We start from the raw sequence: 17,858 nt of genomic DNA, 5'->3' as shown, positions 1-17,858 counted from the left end.
GTTCCTGTGTTACACTCATCGTACTTTTTTTTGTATGGAACCCGGTCAGTGGCTCACTCTTCTCCCGTTTACTTTCCCGATGCTTTCCTCAATACCATGCGTGAAGCCTTGCCTGATACGGCAGCATTTGACGCATTTATTGCGATAAGCCAGCAACCACTGCGCCGTAGCCTGCGTGTTAATACCTTAAAAATCAGCGTAGATGACTTCCTGAAGCAGGTTGCGCCTTATCATTGGGCATTAACGCCTATACCGTGGTGTAAAGATGGTTTCTGGATTTCACGAGAAGACGCCGACTCACTGCCACTTGGCAGTACCGCCGAGCACCTTAGTGGCCTGTTTTATATCCAGGAGGCCAGCTCAATGCTGCCGGTTAGTGCACTCTTTGATGCACAGCCTCAACCAGATCTGGTACTGGATATGGCCGCAGCGCCAGGTTCAAAGACCACGCAAATGGCCGCAAAAATGGCTAATCAGGGTGCCATCCTGGCGAATGAATATTCGGCCAGTCGGGTGAAAGTCTTACATGCAAATCTTAGCCGCTGCGGCGTCAGCAATACGGGTATCACACATTTTGATGGCCGCGTATTTGGCCCGGCCCTACCTGAAACCTTTGATGCCATTCTGCTGGATGCGCCTTGTTCCGGTGAGGGCGTTATACGTAAAGATCCCGATGCATTACGCAACTGGTCACCGGAAAGCACGGCTAATATTGCGGCAACACAGCGCGATCTCATCGACAGCGCCTTTCATGCTCTCAAGCCCGGCGGTGTACTGATCTACTCAACCTGTACACTGAATCACACCGAGAATCAGCAGGTCGTGCACTGGCTATTGCAGCAATATCCGGAGGCCGTACAGGTATTACCGCTCACCCAGTTGTTCAACGGCGCGGAACAGGCACTTACCGTCGACGGTTTTCTGCATGTCTTTCCTCACCTTTTCGACAGTGAAGGATTTTTTGTTGCGCGCCTGCGTAAAACCGCGTCTATAGCACCGATGGAAAAACCCGGCTATAAAGTTGGTCAGTTCCCCTTCACACCAGCAAACCGCCAGCAGGCCAATGATATTAGCGCTGCAGCCAATAAAGCAGGCATTATCTGGGATAGCGCGCTTTCCCCGTGGTTGCGTGATAAAGAAGTTTGGTTATTCCCGACAACGATCACCCCTCTGTTCGGTCAGGTTCGTTTCTCGCGTATTGGACTGAAACTCGCCGAAACCTTCCCTAAAGGATATCGCTGGCAGCATGAGGCCATTATCGCCCTGGCTCAACCCCGGCCGGACAATAGCGTTGAACTCAGTGAAACGGAAGCAGAAGAGTGGTATCGCGGTCGTGATATCTATCCTGCGGCGCCCTTGCCACGTGACGAAGTTATTGTGACTTATCAACAACGTCCTATCGGTCTGGCTAAGAAGGTTAGCACTCGCTTGAAAAACAGTTATCCGCGCGAATTGGTCCGCGACGGTAAATTATTTAAAGCCTGAATTGAGGCGGGACTTGAGAATAGTGTATTAATCGCAACTCTTCACTATCCTGCGCTATTGTTTCGCCACGCGGCCGATAGAATGGCAGGCGCGGCAAGACTATCAATCTCAAGTCGTATCGCTTATGTTGTCACTAAAGTGGGCGATGTGACTAACGCGCGGCCCGCGTGAACAGGACGTGCAGACAGCTTACTGCGCGCTAAACTCAATATTCGGATGCGAGGCAATAATCTCCAGCACAATATCGAAGTATGTTTTTCCTGTCCCGTTTTTCAGATCATTAAGCTGCTGATTGATCAGTTTTACGTTAAATTTTTCAGGGTATTGCAGCTTATTTTCATAAAAGGCCCGGGTGACCTCATAGCCAAGGGTAACCCGCGAAGTTTCAATATTTTTCCAGATCAACGTGACACATTTTTCCCCTTTTAGCGTACCGTAACCGCCATAAAACAAATCATCCAATGCATCAAGACTGTTTGCCAGGACCCAGTCTTCACCCTGCATAAAAATCGCATTAATTTGTGCATAAAATGAAGGGATGTCTGTGATGCTATCGCCTTCTATAGTCAGTATTTTTTGCATTTTATTACCCTTTTAAAGAGGATTTCCTGCTGAACGTTTACCCAAAATGTTTGTCAGAAGAGTACTGCCATCTGAAACGCACAATTTATTATATCTGTAAGCCAAGACTCATTGCAGTAGCACGAGGTGGTCAGGTGGACATGAAGTAACCAGAAGAGGCTAGCTGCGGATACTCACCAGTCATAATCGACCAGTAAGGAAATAAGCTCGGGAGAAAATCGTGGGGAACCGTAAACAATTTTATCTAACGTTATTGCTGATTTTTATGAGCAGTCTGTTCCTGCTGGAAACTTTAGCAAGGTTAGCCCATTTATTTATCGTGGGGTAATACGTTCTATTGGCCACGAAATTTATTGCGGGCTCTTACCGATGCTGTATAAAACGACAATATTAATAACGTCGTTTTCCTGTTTTTATTGCGCTGAGTCGTTTGATCTGACCTTTCTGATATACACCATAGTGCCTCCTGCCCAGCCTTCGACTTGCAATCCATGCCCCGCGTCTGGCACGGAGCATAAATCATCCCGTCCGTGACTTAACTGAAGTGGTTATCTATCTCGTCCTCAAGTCTGTCCAGCAGCAAATAGCGACGGCGATACTCCGCTCGTTTTTTACTGGCAATCTCTTCCAGGTCTTTACGGGTAATATGATCAGGCAAACGAAAATAATCGCCATCGATCCGTTCACCATCCAGTGATTGCCAAAATGCATCATAATCAGCAAACAACTGATCCTTTTTCTTGTAGTGGTAACGCCAGTTTTGATAAATATGGGTGCTATTACCGACGGCAATAATTTGTTCAACTTTCATTCTCAGAGCAAGCCGGCAAATCGCTTCAATCAGTAAGCGCTTAGGAAAGAGTCCCTGGCAACCTTTTGTTGCCTGCTGAATAGCCTGATGGGGTGTTTCCTGTTTTGCTCCCTGCATACCACCAATAAACAGTGTTTTTCGCTGTCTGAATTGAAATATAGAAAAAGTAGTGGAGCCCAGCATGGTGCCATCTTCTGTCTCAAACAGCAGTGAAACCTCGCCTTCTTTGTTTAACTTGTCCATTGAACGCATTTTGATGACATAACTTTCATCGTTTTTGCCAGCGATCCGTACCAGCGTAAAACCACTGGCAGAAAGACAGGCATCGTACATGGCTGAAGGGCAATCCGCCGCAAGGTAGTGATAATGTTGACTGAGTGCATCGACCACTTGCTGAGTCGTTAACGTGGCTGCCAGATAGGGGCGATGCATCTTAAGTGGCAGCGCGGGTTGCACCCGCAAAATACGGGATAAATGCGGAGTCGCAGCCAGATTATTTAACAATTGCATGCTGAGCATGGGCATTGTCAAGGTTCGTAGTAAATACTTAGTACGGTATCCGGCTCGGTTCCATGAATGACCAGGTTTGATATCACCCTTCACTAAAGCCGAAAGTAGTTGATAGCCAGTTTCAGGTGTAGATGACGTCCGTGATAAAATGAGCTGTGACATAATGCGATCACCGTATTTTGAATATTCCGCTCATTTCAACAGATCGAACTTAAACAGCATGGTAATAACACTTTACAGGCAGAATTTTTCCTCATAACGTTGCGGATTCGTTTAACTTCCCCGCCTCCACGACGTTACACGATAGACCCGCTGGTTTTTTGCTTCGTTGCTATTAACCCCGCGTATGCGTTAACGTCATTCAACCCGCAGTATTTTATTGACGCTGTCATAATGCCTGAGATGGGCGCTTTAAAAAAAATAGCCAGCCCGTGTATGCTCTATACCATCAGGATAAGTGCCGATGCCACCAACGATCATTTAGTCGCTGTTTTCTTGCCCATGCGTAGACAGGAATATTCCTCGCGTATTTTTCAGGCTATTCGACATTAATCACCACCTCTCTAAGAGGTGGTGCCGATGTGACCTGGCAATAACTTATCGTTAGCCTCTATGAACGATAGACTGATTTAGCGCTTCGATAACCTTATCTATATAGCCTTTATCTTTACTTTGCAGAGCCTGGCTTTCCCCCGACGCACTATTTAAATAAACACTGAATTCGGGTTTTAATTTCTTAAACAATACAACGCCTATTACAATTAAAAGCACACCTAAGGATTTAGGTCCAAAATGCTCAACCCCTATTAGCATAAACAGGCCAATTGCGACCATGAGTATCGCAGGTAATTTATTAGCATCTTTTTGCCCCCTTTTTACAGATGTCACCCCTTGCATTGCATATGTGCTGGCACCAACACGAAATCGTGCGCTTGAAACACTGACTTTACCATCATTAAAAAACTCAACTTCTTCCATTTTTAATCCCTAATCCCATGAAGTAACAGAGTAAATAGATTAACAAAATTTAATGATTAGCAAAACCTGGGAATGTTTTTATTACCCTGCCTGTTTAAGTCCAACCAATGAATATCCGGTATGCTAAAAAGCGACCGACACTCCCATCTTCACCATCAAAGCGGGGGCTATTTTTTGCGATCCACTGACGTTCATGGCGCGAAAAAGTGGCGACACAGAATCTGACTGAGTAATGCAGGGCAAAAAAACTCCGTTAACTGATTGAGATTGAATAACTTTACTGCTTTTCAAACCTGAAAGGGGGGGTAAAAAAAAGACCGAATACGATTCCTGTATTCGGTCCAGGGGAATGGCTCTTGGTAGAGCCGTGCGCTAAAAGTTGGCATTAATGCAGGCGAGGTCGCCATGCCCTTTAAAGGGTAGACAAAACGGATGGAATTTCCAGCTAAGAGGCTGTGTCAGAAAGAAAGAAGTGTACTCTGTGATCGGGATGGCAGAAATCTCAATACAACCTTTCCAACCCTCGAAACATTCGCTAGCAGGTGAGCGGTATGCCCAGAATCATTCGGGTTGCAGCGCAGTGCAAAATCGGTAAATTACCGGGAGTGGGTTCATGTAACAACCGAATACAGATAGCACGACTGAATTTGTAGACTGAAATGTATCGCGTGAAAAACGGGGAGGGATGCCCTCCATGGCATCCGCAAAATGTTGTTATACGCTTAATGACAAAGCTTAGCTGCACGCTCAATTATTGGTTGAAGACTCATTTTCTGTCCGGGGTTTTTCGCATCATCAGCCTGAATCACGCTAATAGGCTGCATTTGTATCTGCCCCGCTCTCAGTGACGCCGCAGCCGAATCGTTTAATGGATATTTCGCCAGCGTGCTGGGGTTAATCGCCAATAACTCGTGCCGTTCGGTACAGGTTAACATGACCTCTTCGCGGTTAAATGGCCACTTTTCTTTACCTATTTCAAAACGACTCACGGTAATAATTTGAGATGACGCCAGCGCGCTACCGCAAATCCCCATTGAAAGCAGCAAACAAACCAGTTTTTTCATCGGGTTTCTAACCTCACTGAAAGCACCCAACATTCAGGCGCAGAATAAAATATATCGTTATACTTCACATTACCGTCTGGATGACTGCCTCCACGTCGCTGTCTGCAAACAGTTTTCACGTCGGTAACACACCATTTTTTAAGCGGGTGGCAATGTGGCGTATACGCTAACCACAAACACGACGGCGATAGCAATCACCAGTTCAATCTTCGTCATCAGGATGAAGCGCTGGTGTGCTTCCTCGCCCACCAGCTGAAATCGCGGTACCAGCCAATAACGATTAAATAAGGCAATCATTATCATGACCGCCACCAGACATATCTTTAGTGCCAACCACTGGCTATAAGCAGCAAAACTGCTCAGCGGCCATCCCAATATCATAATTGAATTGACCATGCCGGTGATGATAGCCAGTGCTACCGCGAGGTGTCCATAACGTGAAAAACGCATCATGGTACGGATGGCATCATCACGTAGCGTGATTTTACTCACTTCCTGCATCAATAACAGGAGTGGCAGCAACCCGCCAGCCCAAAATGCAGCAGAGATAAGGTGTATGGCATGATTTGAACGCTGTAAGGCCCCCGCCCATCCTTCTAACATCGTGGCATGCCCAACAAATGCCAACCCACACAATTGCACCAGTCCCAACACAAACAACACCAGTTGGCGCTTCACTCTAAGATATAAAAATACCAGGCAGGCAGCGGCTGAAAGGAATATTTGCCATTGCCACGCCTGACCAAAGCGTGTACCCAGCACTGCCAACCAGGTTTCACTATCGCCGATATCGTGCCAGTCACCGCTCATTAAACCGGTTTGTACTGCCAGTAACGCACCTGCACTAAACAATGTCAGCACGCATGTGCCCTGTATCAGAGGATACAATCGTAAAATGAGATGTGACCTAAAAGATTTTGGGGCCAGTAATGCAGTATAAGATACGGCACCCACCAGCAAAATCAGTGCTGTAAAATGCAACCAGCGGCAAAGAATAAACAGTAAGCTCAGTGACATAGTCTATTTCACGCTGAAAGTGTAATTTCCTTTGGTCTTATGACCGTCAACCGATAATACATGCCAGTTTACCTGATAATTTCCACTGGTTAGCGGCAGACTGAGGGGAACAATTAGCTGGGCAGGGTTGTTTGCATCTCGTTCTACTTTTGCCATGGGTTCGGCCTGGCGATCGTGAGTCATCATCTCAACACCGCTGAAGGCAGGTTCAATACCTTCTGTAAAACTCAATGTTAGCGCCTGCGGAGAAACATCCATTGTGGCATCGGCTGCCGGATATTGTGTTTTCAGGTGCGCATGGGCCATTGCCGTCTGGGAGAAAGCCACGCCCGTAATCAGTAGCGCTGCGCTTGAGGGGAAACTGAATTTACGCATCGTGCCATCCTTTTGAGCTGCAGCCCGCAGGCTGTGACAAAGGCCGAAGAATACTCTGCAACTATCACGCTGTCGAGGCGATAACGGCAATCAATGCATACGGGGCTTGCCAAGCCGTGGCATACCCGAAATAATCTGAGGGTTAACGGCCTGGCTCATGTAGGGTTAGTTCCAGGGACACTTGGGTTGGTCCATGCCGTCATCGGCTATTTTGGTTGCCACAGGAGAGAATAATGCATCAAAATCTGGCGATCCTGCCGCAAGAAGAGAAAGACAAAATAAACGTAGATTTAGCCGCTGCTGGCGTCGCATTTAAAGAGCGTTATAACATGCCAACCATCGCTGAAATGGTAGAGCGAGAGCAGCCAGAATCTTTACGCGACTGGTTCCGGCAGCGTTTGGCGCATTACCGTCAGGCATCCCTGAGCCTGTCGCGTCTTCCTTATGAACCAAAACAGAAATAACGCCTGAACGGATATTCCCATTTACCCTGCGGGGTAATGGACTCTGAGCCAACATGATGCAAACGTTAAGACAGATCAGGTATACCCGCAGGCTACTCGGGCAAGCGGGTAACGAAGGTGATGCATGCTACGCGTAATTGATACAGAAACCTGTGGGCTGCAAGGCGGGATTGTTGAAATCGCCTCCGTCGATGTGATTGATGGTGAGATTGTAAATCCGATGAGCGATTTAATCTGCCCCGATCGCCCTATTAGCCGCCAGGCAATGGCTGTACATCGGATAACAGAAGCAATGGTGGCAGGCAAACCCACCATTGAGCAAGTGATTGACCGCTATCATGGCAGTGCATATTACGTTGCACATAATGCCAGCTTCGATCGTCGCATACTGCCGGAAATGCATGGCGAGTGGATTTGCACAATGACACTCGCAAGAGCACTGTGGCCCGGGCGGAAATATGGCAATCAGGCACTGCGGGAAAGCCTTCAGTTAGAAGTGACTCCGCCTGCGGATCTTCATGCCCACCGGGCGCTGTTCGATTGCTATGTAACGGCATCACTGCTGATCCGTATTATGCAAACATCAGGTTGGAACGCGATCCAGATGTCCAATCGCATGCAGCAACGCAATTCGGCAGAGACATTTCCGTTTGGTAAGTACCGCGGACATAAAATTGCCGAGGTAGCAAAGCGCGACCCGGGCTATTTAAAGTGGATGCTGGCAAATATCCCGGATTTAAAAGCCGAACTGCGCACCGCAATGCTGCGCCATCTGCCAGCATGAATCAGCTGGCATTTTCGGCAGTTAGCGTGCCCTGCGCCAGCGCGATCAAAAAAGCATATTCCAATGCAACACTCTCGTAAGCCTTAAATCTTCCTGATTTACCACCATGGCCTGAGTCCATATCCGTGCACAGCAGCAACAGGCTGTCTCCGGTTTTAGACTCGCGCAGTTTCGCTACCCATTTCGCCGGCTCCCAGTATTGCACCTGGGAATCATGCAGACCGGTGTTGACCAGCATATGCGGGTAAACATGATCGCTCACGTTATCGTAGGGGCTGTATTGTTTGATGTAGTCATAATAGCGCTGTTCGTTGGGGTTGCCCCATTCATCATATTCCCCCGTCGTCAGCGGAATAGTTTCATCAAGCATAGTTGTCACAACATCGACAAAAGGCACCTGAGCCACCACGCCATGAAAGAGGGACGGTTGCATATTGATAATAGTTCCCATCAACAGGCCACCTGCACTGCCCCCCATGGCATACACGCGTTTTTCATCGCCATATCCCTGTGCTACCAACGCGTGCGTAACATCAAGGAAGTCATTAAAGGTGTTCATTTTATTCAGCAATCGACCGTCGTCGTACCACTGTTGCCCCAGCTCTCCCCCGCCGCGAATATGTGCCAGAGCAAACACGAATCCGCGGTCCAGCAAACTTAACCGGCTGGCGCTAAAGTTCGCGTCCATGCTGCTGCCATACGACCCGTAACCATATATCAGCAGAGGATTTTTACCCGGCTGATAGTGTTGGTGATGATAAACCAGCGAAACGGGCACCTCGACGCCATCGCGCGCCCTCACCCACACGCGTTCACTTCGGTACTGATTCGCATCAAACCCTTTGACCTCAGCCTGTTTCAGCACCTGGCGCTCGCCACTGTCCATGTTCAGCTCAAACAACGTCGATGGCGTGGTCATTGACGAATAACCGTAGCGCAGCGCGCTCGATTCGGGGTTGGGATTATAACCCAGCCAACTCACATACGTTGGGTCATCAAATGCAATGTTAATCTCTTGACCGCCGAGCCAAGCCAACTGACGAATGCGGGTCAGCCCATGCTGGCGCTCTTCGAGTACCAGCCAGTCACGAAACAATTGGAAGTCTTCCAGTACGATATTATCGCGAGCGGGAACCTGCGTTTCCCAGTTAGATTCCGCGAGTACATTCGTGCGATACAGCCCAAAATTTTTGCCTTCGCGATTGGAGCGGACATAAAAATGCTGTTTGTAATGTTCGACGCTGTACTCGTGATCTTTACGTCGTGCGCAGAAAATCTGCGGTTTCGCATCCCGAACTTCCGCATCCAGCAATAGCGTTTCACTGGTTGTGCTGCTATTAAGCGCAATCAAAATAAACCGATCCGACAGGCTTTTATAAATGCCGACGTAAAAAGCATCGTCCTGCTCTTCATAGACTAGCTCATCGGATGATTGTGGTTCACCAAGCGTATGCCGCCATACTTGCCAGGGCAGCAACGTATTTTTATCCTGACGCACATAATAAAACGTGCGCGAGTCATTTGCCCACGCCGCACTGGCTGAGACGTCTTCAAGCACTTCAGGATACCAGTTCCCACTGACAAGATGACGAAAGCGAATTCCGTATTGTCGGCGGGAAAGAAAGTCTTCCGCCAGCGCCATAACCTGGTTATCAGGGCTGATCTCCAGCGCGCCCAAGGTATAAAATTCACTGTGCGCGGCACGCTCATTGGCATCAAGCAGGGTTTGCCATGATGCAGTATCGCTGGCCGTAGCCAACTGACGCAAATAGAGGGGATATTCATTTCCCGCATCATACCGTTGCTGATAGCGATAGCCGTTTTTGACGTAAGGAACAGAATGATCCTGTGGTGGAATACGCTCGATAATCTCTTTCAGCACTCGCTCCTGCAATGCCGCCTGGGTTGACATCACTTTATCAGCGTAATCATTCTCAGCGTGCAGATAATCCAGCACCTCGCTATCTTCACGATGATCATCACGCAGCCAGTAATAATCATCGATGCGGGTGTCGCTATGCTGTGTCATCGAATAAGGAATTTTTTTAGCTTTTGGCGGAATCATAGTCTATTCAGTATCGTTGTGGCACATACCGTAAGGGTGGCATTTCAGCCGAGAGCTGCCAAGAGATAAAGGGTAAGAAAAGACATCTATCATCCCGGGTCAGAAGCACCTTTTTCCAGCCCGGGATGACCATCACGCGGTAAGTTTTAGTTTTTCCTGTTTGATATCTTCGGCAATCCCGTCACGCACATCCTGTGGGATATTCAGTGCGTCACCCAACGCCTGTAAATAGCTGCGCTCCATGAAATGGTCGACATCAATAACAGCGTGACTCAGGAAAAACAGCTCCAGCGCCTCATCCTCATTTTTCACATCGCGAGCCAATAGTTGAGGATCGAGCGGTTGCTCAATAGCACGCTGGATGATTTTCTCCCCCGCTTCGCCCATGTCAGACTGATGGATCTGTTGCTCAATAGCTTCCCGTTCCTGTGCATCAATATGCCCGTCACTTTTAGCCGCAAACACCAGTGCAGTAATTAGTCGCTCAACGCGCGCATCAACGGGCGTTACCTGCTGACCAAACTGAGGTTCGTCGCGATGGGCTTCCCCGATCCGCTGTTTATATTTATTCCATAGCAACGTGCCTGCGGCTGCACCGCCTCCAAGGATCAGCGCATTTTTGCCATACTTTGTCAGCAATTTACGTGAGGATTTGCTGGTAACCAATAATGCCGCTAAGCCACCCAGTGCGCCAGGCGCCAGCATTTTCGCCAAGCCTTCACCGCTGCTTTTATTGTTGTGGTTACCCAGTACAGATTGAATTTGCTGTAGCCAGTGACTCATGCCGCCTCCGTAAAAAAAGAATCGTATTAAAGAGTAAGGCACTTGTCGTCAAGAAGCGTAAGGAGAGGAAAAGTCAGGAAAACATGATGCAATTCGTCATCGCCGCGTCTGTGGTAAACGTTCGGCACTGACATTTCGATTTTCTTCGTTACTGTCATAAGTATCCAGCAGGCTCGACTGCTATGTGCAACAACCATCAGCAAGGACTTATGATATTCATTCTATTCTCCGGAAAATATATTGTTTGGCGAGGAGAAGCGGTAACAGATTAAATTGACTTACACATTCAGACAGGTATTTCTCACTGCTCTCAGCGCTATCCTATTGGTTAAACATTCCCTAACAAAATGTAGGATTGAGGATGTGACGCGCGGTTTGCCAACGACAGGAAGAGTATGTTATCAACGTTAACGTTGGTTTTGGCAAAAAAAATGCGGAATGGACCATTTCTCCGGAATGTTAGTCGAATGAGAGAAAAGATGAAGAAAATTGCAATTATCGGTAGCGGTCAGTCCGGCTTAATTTTAGCGCTTGGACTGTTAGAAAAAAATTTCCAGGTTACATTGGTTAGCGATCGTAGCCAGGAACAAATACGAAACGGTAGCGTTTTATCCAGTCAGTGCCTATTTAGTTCAGCAATAGCAACAGAAGATCGAATTATTAAACAAACATGGCATGATTATCCAGCGGATGTTGCAGGGATTGAGTTAAATATAATTAACCCTGAGAACAGCCATGAAAAATTAGTTCACTGGCTCGGAAAATTAAAACAACCCGGGCAATCTGTAGATCAACGCATGAAATTATCTTCACTGATGGATATTTTTACTCAGCGTGGAGGTCAGTTAAAAATAGTCAAAGCAGACATCCCTCTGTTGGAGAAATTAGCTGAAAAACACGATCTTGTTATTCTCGCTACCGGTAAAGGTGAAATAAGTAAAAAATTAACCGTTAATGAATCAGTAAGTCATCATGTTATTCCCCAACGTATTTTATCCCTATGCTATGTTCATGGCGTGAAAAAAATATCAGAGCATGAATATGTCACTTGCAATATTTTACCCGGCATTGGCGAGTATTTCTCAATGCCGGCCGTAACCTTCAGCGGCCCCTGCCATATTTCATTTTTTGAGGGGATACCCGGCGGTGCTTTTGACTGTTGGGAAAATATTAAAACACCAGACGAACATTTAATTCTGACCAAGAAACTTCTGACCCAATATTTACCAGCAGAATCTGACAGAATGGTCGCGGCAGAGCTCACCGATCGCCGTGCCACACTGATCGGTTCCGTCACACCGGTTATTCGCGAGCCTGTATTAACTTTGCCGTCTGGTCGCCATGTCCTTTCTATTGGTGATGCGGCTGTCCTGAATGATCCCATTACAGGACAAGGGGCCAATAGCGCAACAAAAGCGGCTGATATTTACCTTGAATCCATTGTGGCGCAGCAAAATTTGGTATTTGACCGACAGTGGATGGAATCGACTTTTGAAAAGTATTGGGCATACGCAAAATACGTCTGTGAATGGACCGATAGCCTGTTGGCACCGCCGACGGAACGGATTCTTTCTATCATCGGTCAGGCACAGGAATCCTCTGTCTTAGCAGATAATATCGCCAACGGGTTTGATGATCCCACGACGCTATTCCCGTGGTGGCGTAGCAGTGAATTATTGCCCGCATAATAACAAAACCCGGATGGTCGCGTGATGCCCACTACCGCATTGCCAGCTTTTGGGGTCTATCGAAGCGAAAGGTTATTTACAAAGATTGTACCGGCGGCATCAGTTGCCTGCTGCACGGTAAAGCTAATGCGTACGCAATCGTTTTCGTATATACTGCGCGCGATTTTTTCATCCCTTCAGGTGGTATTATGTCGATTCTTGGAACCGCGCTGCGCCCTGCCGCAACCCGCGTAATGCTTTTAGGTTCAGGTGAACTCGGTAAGGAAGTCGCGATTGAATGTCAGCGCCTGGGCGTTGAGGTTATCGCTGTCGATCGCTATGCTGGTGCTCCGGCAATGCATGTTGCTCATCGTAGCCATGTTATCAATATGCTGGATGGTGCAGCGCTTAAAGACCTGGTCGCACTTGAGAAGCCCGATTATATCGTTCCCGAAATCGAAGCGATTGCCACGGATATGCTGGTTCAACTTGAACAGCAGGGACAACATGTCGTGCCAACCGCACGGGCGGCACGCCTGACCATGAATCGCGAAGGAATCCGACGCCTGGCCGCCGAAGAGTTAGCGCTGCCAACCTCCCGCTATCGTTTTGCCGACAATCAGGCCGCTTTTGAACAGGCAGCCCATGACATTGGCTTTCCGTGTATCGTTAAGCCAGTAATGAGTTCATCCGGCAAAGGGCAAAGCTTTATTCGTGACGCAGCACAACTCGACAATGCCTGGGAATACGCGCAACAGGGTGGCCGTGCTGGTGCGGGCCGCGTCATTGTTGAGGGCGTTGTGAAGTTTGATTTTGAGATCACTCTGCTAACCATCAGTGCGGTTGATGGCATTCATTTTTGTGCGCCGATCGGACATCGTCAGGAGGACGGTGATTATCGTGAATCCTGGCAGCCCCAGGCCATGAGTGAAGTTGCCCTCCAGCGTGCCCAGGCGATTGCTGAAAAAGTCGTTACTGCCTTGGGTGGTCATGGCCTTTTTGGTGTTGAGTTATTTGTTTGCGGGGAAGACGTCATATTCAGCGAAGTCTCACCGCGGCCGCATGATACCGGTATGGTAACGCTAATTTCTCAGGATCTTTCTGAGTTTGCGTTACATGTGCGGGCTTTCCTTGGTTTACCGGTCGGCGGCATCCGTCAGTATGGCCCTGCTGCCTCCGCCGTTATTTTACCCGAACTGACAAGCGATAATGTTTGCTTTAGCGGTGTAGCTGACGTGCTGGGTGCTGGTTTGCAACTGCGGCTGTTCGGTAAGCCTGAAATTGATGGTACGCGCCGAATGGGCGTGGCGCTTGCCACGGGTGATAATATTGATGAGGCAGTGCAGCGCGCCATTACGTGTGCTACCGGTGTTCAGGTTACGGGTTAACCCCCGTCAGGGAAAATCGTTTACCGCTAACACACAAATGCGCCCTGGCGGGCTCGGCGCTTTCCGAACCCGCCAGGTCACACGAAATGACCGACCGTTGCCGCTAAACTACCGCGCCAGCAATGGCTTCCCGCGCCAGTTGGGTTATACGCTCGTAATCGCCAGATTCCAACGCATCAGTGGGTACCAGCCACGAACCGCCAATACAGAGTACGCTTTTCAACGCCAGATAATCACGGTAGTTGCTGGGTGAAATCCCCCCTGTCGGGCAGAATCTTACCTGTGGGAAAGGTCCACCAATTGCCTGTAACGCCTTAACCCCACCATTCGCTTCCGCAGGGAAGAATTTAAATTCGCGCAGTCCATATTCCAGCCCAACCATCAACTCCGAAACCGTGCTAATACCCGGGATCAGAGGAATAGAACCTTCAATTGCCGCTTTTAACAGAGGGTCAGTTAAGCCCGGGCTAATCGCAAACTGAGCACCGGCTTCCGTTACTTCAGCCAACTGCTGCGTATTCAGCACCGTTCCAGCGCCGACGATGGCTTCAGGCACCGCGTTGATGATGGCACGTAATGCATCCATTGCAACGGGTGTACGCAACGTGATTTCCAACACGTTGACACCACCGGCCACCAATGCTTTCGCCATTGGTACCGCATGTTCGAGTTTATTGACAACGATAACCGGGACTACAGGTCCGGTAGTTAAAATCTTTTCAGCGCTCGTTTTCCAGTTTTTCATCGGGATTGGTCTCCTGTCATGCCCACAACGTTCCCGGATGGTTGCCATGGACGAAATTGACGCAGCCAGCGCGTCAGGAAGAGGGTGTCGAGGTCTACCATACAGGATTTTCACGGCGCGCGCTTAGCCAAAAATTAATTTTTTAAAACCATGGTTCATTTTTATATGGCATACATTTTAGCCACAAAAAAGCCCGCAATTGCGGGCTTTGACGAAACATGATCGTTATTCGAACTCGTTCCAGGAACGACCATCACGCGTGATCATCGCGACAGAAGCGACAGGGCCCCACGTGCCCGCCTGATATGGTTTCGGTGCTTCATTATCAGCAGCCCAGGCATCCATAATGGAGTCAACCCACTTCCACGCCTCTTCCACTTCATCACGACGTACAAACAGAGCCTGAATACCGCGCATCGTTTCCAGCAGCAAACGCTCGTAGGCGTCCGCCAGATGCGACTGGTTGAACGTTTCCGAGTAACTCAGATCCAGTTTGGTTGTTTGCAAATTGTGTTTATGATCGAGCCCCGGGACTTTGTTGAGGATTTGAATATCTACCCCCTCGTCCGGCTGAAGGCGAATCGTCAACTTGTTCTGCGGGAGTTCCTGCCATGACTCTTTAAACAGATTGAGCGCAGGATTCTTAAAATAGACCACGACTTCGGAACATTTAGTCGGCAAACGCTTGCCGGTACGCAGATAGAACGGTACGCCTGCCCAGCGCCAGTCGTCAATATCAACGCGTATAGAGACGAACGTCTCCGTATTGGACGATTTATTCGCCCCTTCCTCTTCTAAATAGCCAGGTACTTTTTTGCCCTGCACAAAACCAGCCGTATACTGCCCACGCACGGTTTTATCCCGCACGTTAGTGTGATCGATACGGCGCAGCGAACGCAGCACTTTTACCTTTTCATCACGGATGCGGTCGGCAGACAAATCCGCTGGCGGTGACATCGCGATCATTGTCAGGATTTGTAACAGGTGGTTTTGAATCATGTCACGCATCTGACCGGCTTTGTCAAAGTAACCCCAGCGGCCTTCGATACCCACTTCTTCAGCGACGGTGATCTGCACGTGATCGATCGTGCGATTATCCCAGTTTGAAGCAAACAGAGAGTTAGCAAAACGCAGTGCCAGCAGGTTCAGTACCGTCTCTTTGCCCAGATAGTGGTCAATACGGAATACCTGACACTCTTCGAAATATTCACCGACCTGATCGTTGATTTCACGCGAGGTTTCCAGTGAAGTACCGAGCGGCTTCTCCATTACCACGCGAGCAGGTTTAGCATTTAACTTTGCTGTACCCAAGCCTTTGCAAATAGCGCCAAATGTGCTTGGCGGCATCGCAAAGTAGTTGATCGTTACACGTTTTTTCTGGTCTAACATCTTACCAAGTTTTGGAAAGTGTGAGATGTCATTAACGTCAAGGTTACAAAAATCCAGGCGACTGCTGAGCTTGTCCCACAGCGCTTCATCAATCTTCTCTTTCATGAAGGTTTCAAGCGCTTCACGAATCACTTTGGTATAAGCTGCCTTATCCCAGTCCGCGCGGCCCACACCGATGATGCGTGAATCTTCATGGATCTGCCCTGCTTTTTCTAACTGATACAGGGAAGGCAACAATTTCCGGCGTGCAAGGTCGCCCTTAGCGCCGAAAATAACCAGATCGCATGCCTGGGCTGTTTGTGTTACCGCCATTTTTATCTCCTCGTTGCAGGATAGTTCCGGCCTGGTGGTTCCGTACTCGACCAGATCTTTATCGTCATGTTCTTTCAATACAATGTACTTCTTTTCGCTATGATGCGTAAACAAACTCGGGTTATACCAGAGCAAACTTACCCGATTTATTGGCATATTACGTTGAGCGTTAATTTACGTGCGGAATTTATTTTTCTGCCAGTCAGTTTGTGCCTAATCGTTCAACTTTTTTGTTACCGTTTTTACACTGGAGAAAATTAGACACAGTTCAAATTCTGGCAAAAAATGTAAAGGTCCATTTAACCGATGCTGCCAAAGCTTATCGACGGCAAGGTATATTCTCTACAAAATGACATCGATTTCTCCTGTGAATGAAATCGTCAGAATTGATGAGTGGTCATCGACCTATGAACATGCTGGAAAAAATGCAGTCCCACCTTGAACATCTCAGTAAATCTGAACGTAAGGTCGCTGAAGCCATACTCAACTCACCTCAAACTGCTATCCATTGCAGCATTGCCCTTCTGGCACGCACCGCAGATGTTAGTGAACCGACCGTCAATCGCTTTTGCCATCGGCTGGGAACAAAAGGATTCCCTGATTTCAAATTGGTGCTGGCGCAAAGTCTCGCTAAAGGAACGCCTTATGTTAGCCGTAATATAGATGAAGGCGACGACATTGCCTCCTGTACCAGCAAAATTTTTGAATCGGCAATGGCCGGTCTCAACCACGTTCGTCAGCATCTGGATATGAACGCTGTCAACGGCGCTGTTGAGATGTTAATTCAGGCAAAAAAGCTGGCTTTTTTTGGCTTAGGTGCCTCGGCGGCAGTGGCACACGATGGCATGAATAAATTTTTTCGCTTTAATGTGCCAGTCATCTATTCCGATGATATTGTGATGCAGCGAATGAGCTGCATCAATAGCTCAGCTGGTGACGTCGTGGTGCTTATTTCTCATACGGGGCGAACAAAAAACCTCGTGGAACTGGCACAGCTGGCGCGTGAGAATAATGCGCAAGTATTGGCAATCACCTCACCCGGTTCGCCTCTGGCACTGCAGGCATCGCTGGCGTTGACTGTCGATGTTCCAGAGGATACTGATATCTATATGCCTATGGTTTCGCGACTGGCGCAATTAACCGTAATTGATGCTCTGGCGACCGGCTTTACCCTGCGCCAGGGCCCAAAATTTCGGGATAACCTGCAGCGTGTCAAAGAAGCGTTGAAAGAGTCGCGTTTTAATAAGGATGTCATCATTCCTTTTCCATGATGTTTTCAGGCAGCCACGGCGAGAATACGTGGCAAGCACAGCAGATAAATTCAACAACACCCGAGTAACTTGAGTTGTAGCAAGGCAGTAAAGGGAAGGCGTAGCAGGCACAACGGCGGTTCGCCAAAAAAGTAAAATATCCCGTGATTGCTTCAGCAACACCACGTT

16 protein-coding genes are annotated in these 17,858 nt (G+C 48.3%); 6 read left to right on the top strand and 10 right to left on the bottom strand.

What is annotated here, in order from left to right; translation table 11 throughout:
- Positions 1–96 precede the first annotated feature (96 nt).
- Positions 97–1,485 carry a 16S rRNA (cytosine(1407)-C(5))-methyltransferase RsmF gene (gene rsmF / locus J1C60_RS08155; protein WP_220485574.1) on the top strand — a complete coding sequence of 463 codons (1,389 nt, stop codon included), beginning with the start codon at positions 97–99 and terminating at the stop codon, positions 1,483–1,485.
- Between the two features lie 189 nt (positions 1,486–1,674).
- Here rsmF and J1C60_RS08150 read toward each other — a convergent pair whose 3' ends face one another.
- From J1C60_RS08150 to yobA, 6 genes are all read right to left on the bottom strand, one after another.
- Positions 1,675–2,067: a barstar family protein gene (locus J1C60_RS08150; protein ID WP_128174801.1), complete on the bottom strand. Its 393-nt coding sequence runs from the start codon at positions 2,065–2,067 to the stop codon at positions 1,675–1,677.
- A 535-nt stretch (positions 2,068–2,602) separates the two neighbouring features.
- Complete coding sequence (locus J1C60_RS08145) at positions 2,603–3,550, bottom strand: VirK/YbjX family protein (protein WP_128174803.1); 948 nt, start codon at positions 3,548–3,550, stop codon at positions 2,603–2,605.
- Positions 3,551–3,991: 441 nt separating this feature from the next.
- Positions 3,992–4,366 carry a DUF6232 family protein gene (locus J1C60_RS08140; RefSeq protein WP_128174805.1) on the bottom strand — a complete coding sequence of 125 codons (375 nt, stop codon included), beginning with the start codon at positions 4,364–4,366 and terminating at the stop codon, positions 3,992–3,994.
- A gap of 722 nt (positions 4,367–5,088) precedes the next feature.
- The gene (locus tag J1C60_RS08135) at positions 5,089–5,430 is read right to left on the bottom strand and encodes a YebY family protein (protein WP_128174806.1); all 342 of its coding nucleotides are present in this window, start codon (positions 5,428–5,430) and stop codon (positions 5,089–5,091) included.
- Positions 5,431–5,568: 138 nt separating this feature from the next.
- Positions 5,569–6,447, bottom strand: coding sequence for a copper homeostasis membrane protein CopD (gene copD, locus J1C60_RS08130; RefSeq protein ID WP_128174808.1), 879 nt, complete (start codon positions 6,445–6,447; stop codon positions 5,569–5,571).
- A gap of 3 nt (positions 6,448–6,450) precedes the next feature.
- Positions 6,451–6,822 carry a CopC domain-containing protein YobA gene (yobA, locus tag J1C60_RS08125; RefSeq protein WP_128174810.1) on the bottom strand — a complete coding sequence of 124 codons (372 nt, stop codon included), beginning with the start codon at positions 6,820–6,822 and terminating at the stop codon, positions 6,451–6,453.
- Positions 6,823–7,055: 233 nt separating this feature from the next.
- Here yobA and J1C60_RS08120 point away from each other — a divergent pair, with 233 nt between their 5' ends.
- Both J1C60_RS08120 and exoX read left to right on the top strand, forming a co-directional pair.
- Positions 7,056–7,286, top strand: a complete 231-nt coding sequence (locus J1C60_RS08120; protein ID WP_128174812.1) for a DNA polymerase III subunit theta — start codon at positions 7,056–7,058, stop codon at positions 7,284–7,286.
- Between the two features lie 124 nt (positions 7,287–7,410).
- Positions 7,411–8,070 (top strand): exodeoxyribonuclease X, encoded by a 660-nt coding sequence (exoX, locus tag J1C60_RS08115; protein ID WP_128174813.1) that lies wholly within the window; start codon positions 7,411–7,413, stop codon positions 8,068–8,070.
- A gap of 1 nt (position 8,071) precedes the next feature.
- Here exoX and J1C60_RS08110 read toward each other — a convergent pair whose 3' ends face one another.
- Positions 8,072–10,135, bottom strand: coding sequence for a S9 family peptidase (locus tag J1C60_RS08110; protein ID WP_128174815.1), 2,064 nt, complete (start codon positions 10,133–10,135; stop codon positions 8,072–8,074).
- A 132-nt stretch (positions 10,136–10,267) separates the two neighbouring features.
- Complete coding sequence (locus J1C60_RS08105) at positions 10,268–10,918, bottom strand: tellurite resistance TerB family protein (RefSeq protein ID WP_128174817.1); 651 nt, start codon at positions 10,916–10,918, stop codon at positions 10,268–10,270.
- 479 nt (positions 10,919–11,397) lie between these two features.
- Here J1C60_RS08105 and J1C60_RS08100 point away from each other — a divergent pair, with 479 nt between their 5' ends.
- Together J1C60_RS08100 and purT are read left to right on the top strand one after the other, a co-directional pair.
- On the top strand, positions 11,398–12,606 hold the full coding sequence (locus J1C60_RS08100; protein ID WP_128174818.1) for a styrene monooxygenase/indole monooxygenase family protein: 1,209 nt from the start codon (positions 11,398–11,400) through the stop codon (positions 12,604–12,606).
- A 188-nt stretch (positions 12,607–12,794) separates the two neighbouring features.
- Positions 12,795–13,973 (top strand): formate-dependent phosphoribosylglycinamide formyltransferase, encoded by a 1,179-nt coding sequence (purT, locus tag J1C60_RS08095; RefSeq protein WP_128174820.1) that lies wholly within the window; start codon positions 12,795–12,797, stop codon positions 13,971–13,973.
- Between the two features lie 103 nt (positions 13,974–14,076).
- On the opposite strand, the gene J1C60_RS08090 is transcribed toward purT, so the two are convergent.
- The gene (locus J1C60_RS08090) at positions 14,077–14,718 is read right to left on the bottom strand and encodes a bifunctional 4-hydroxy-2-oxoglutarate aldolase/2-dehydro-3-deoxy-phosphogluconate aldolase (RefSeq protein WP_128174822.1); all 642 of its coding nucleotides are present in this window, start codon (positions 14,716–14,718) and stop codon (positions 14,077–14,079) included.
- Positions 14,719–14,943: 225 nt separating this feature from the next.
- Entirely contained in the window at positions 14,944–16,419 is a 1,476-nt protein-coding gene (zwf, locus tag J1C60_RS08085) for a glucose-6-phosphate dehydrogenase (RefSeq protein WP_128174824.1), read from the bottom strand.
- A 407-nt stretch (positions 16,420–16,826) separates the two neighbouring features.
- Here zwf and J1C60_RS08080 point away from each other — a divergent pair, with 407 nt between their 5' ends.
- Positions 16,827–17,690, top strand: coding sequence for a MurR/RpiR family transcriptional regulator (locus J1C60_RS08080; protein WP_128175059.1), 864 nt, complete (start codon positions 16,827–16,829; stop codon positions 17,688–17,690).
- Positions 17,691–17,858: the final 168 nt, after the last annotated feature.

This window comes from [Pantoea] beijingensis, assembly GCF_022647505.1.
Lineage (GTDB): Bacteria > Pseudomonadota > Gammaproteobacteria > Enterobacterales > Enterobacteriaceae > Erwinia > Erwinia beijingensis.
Note: the sequence above shows the minus strand (reverse complement) of the source record. Positions and strands in the feature narration are given on the sequence as shown.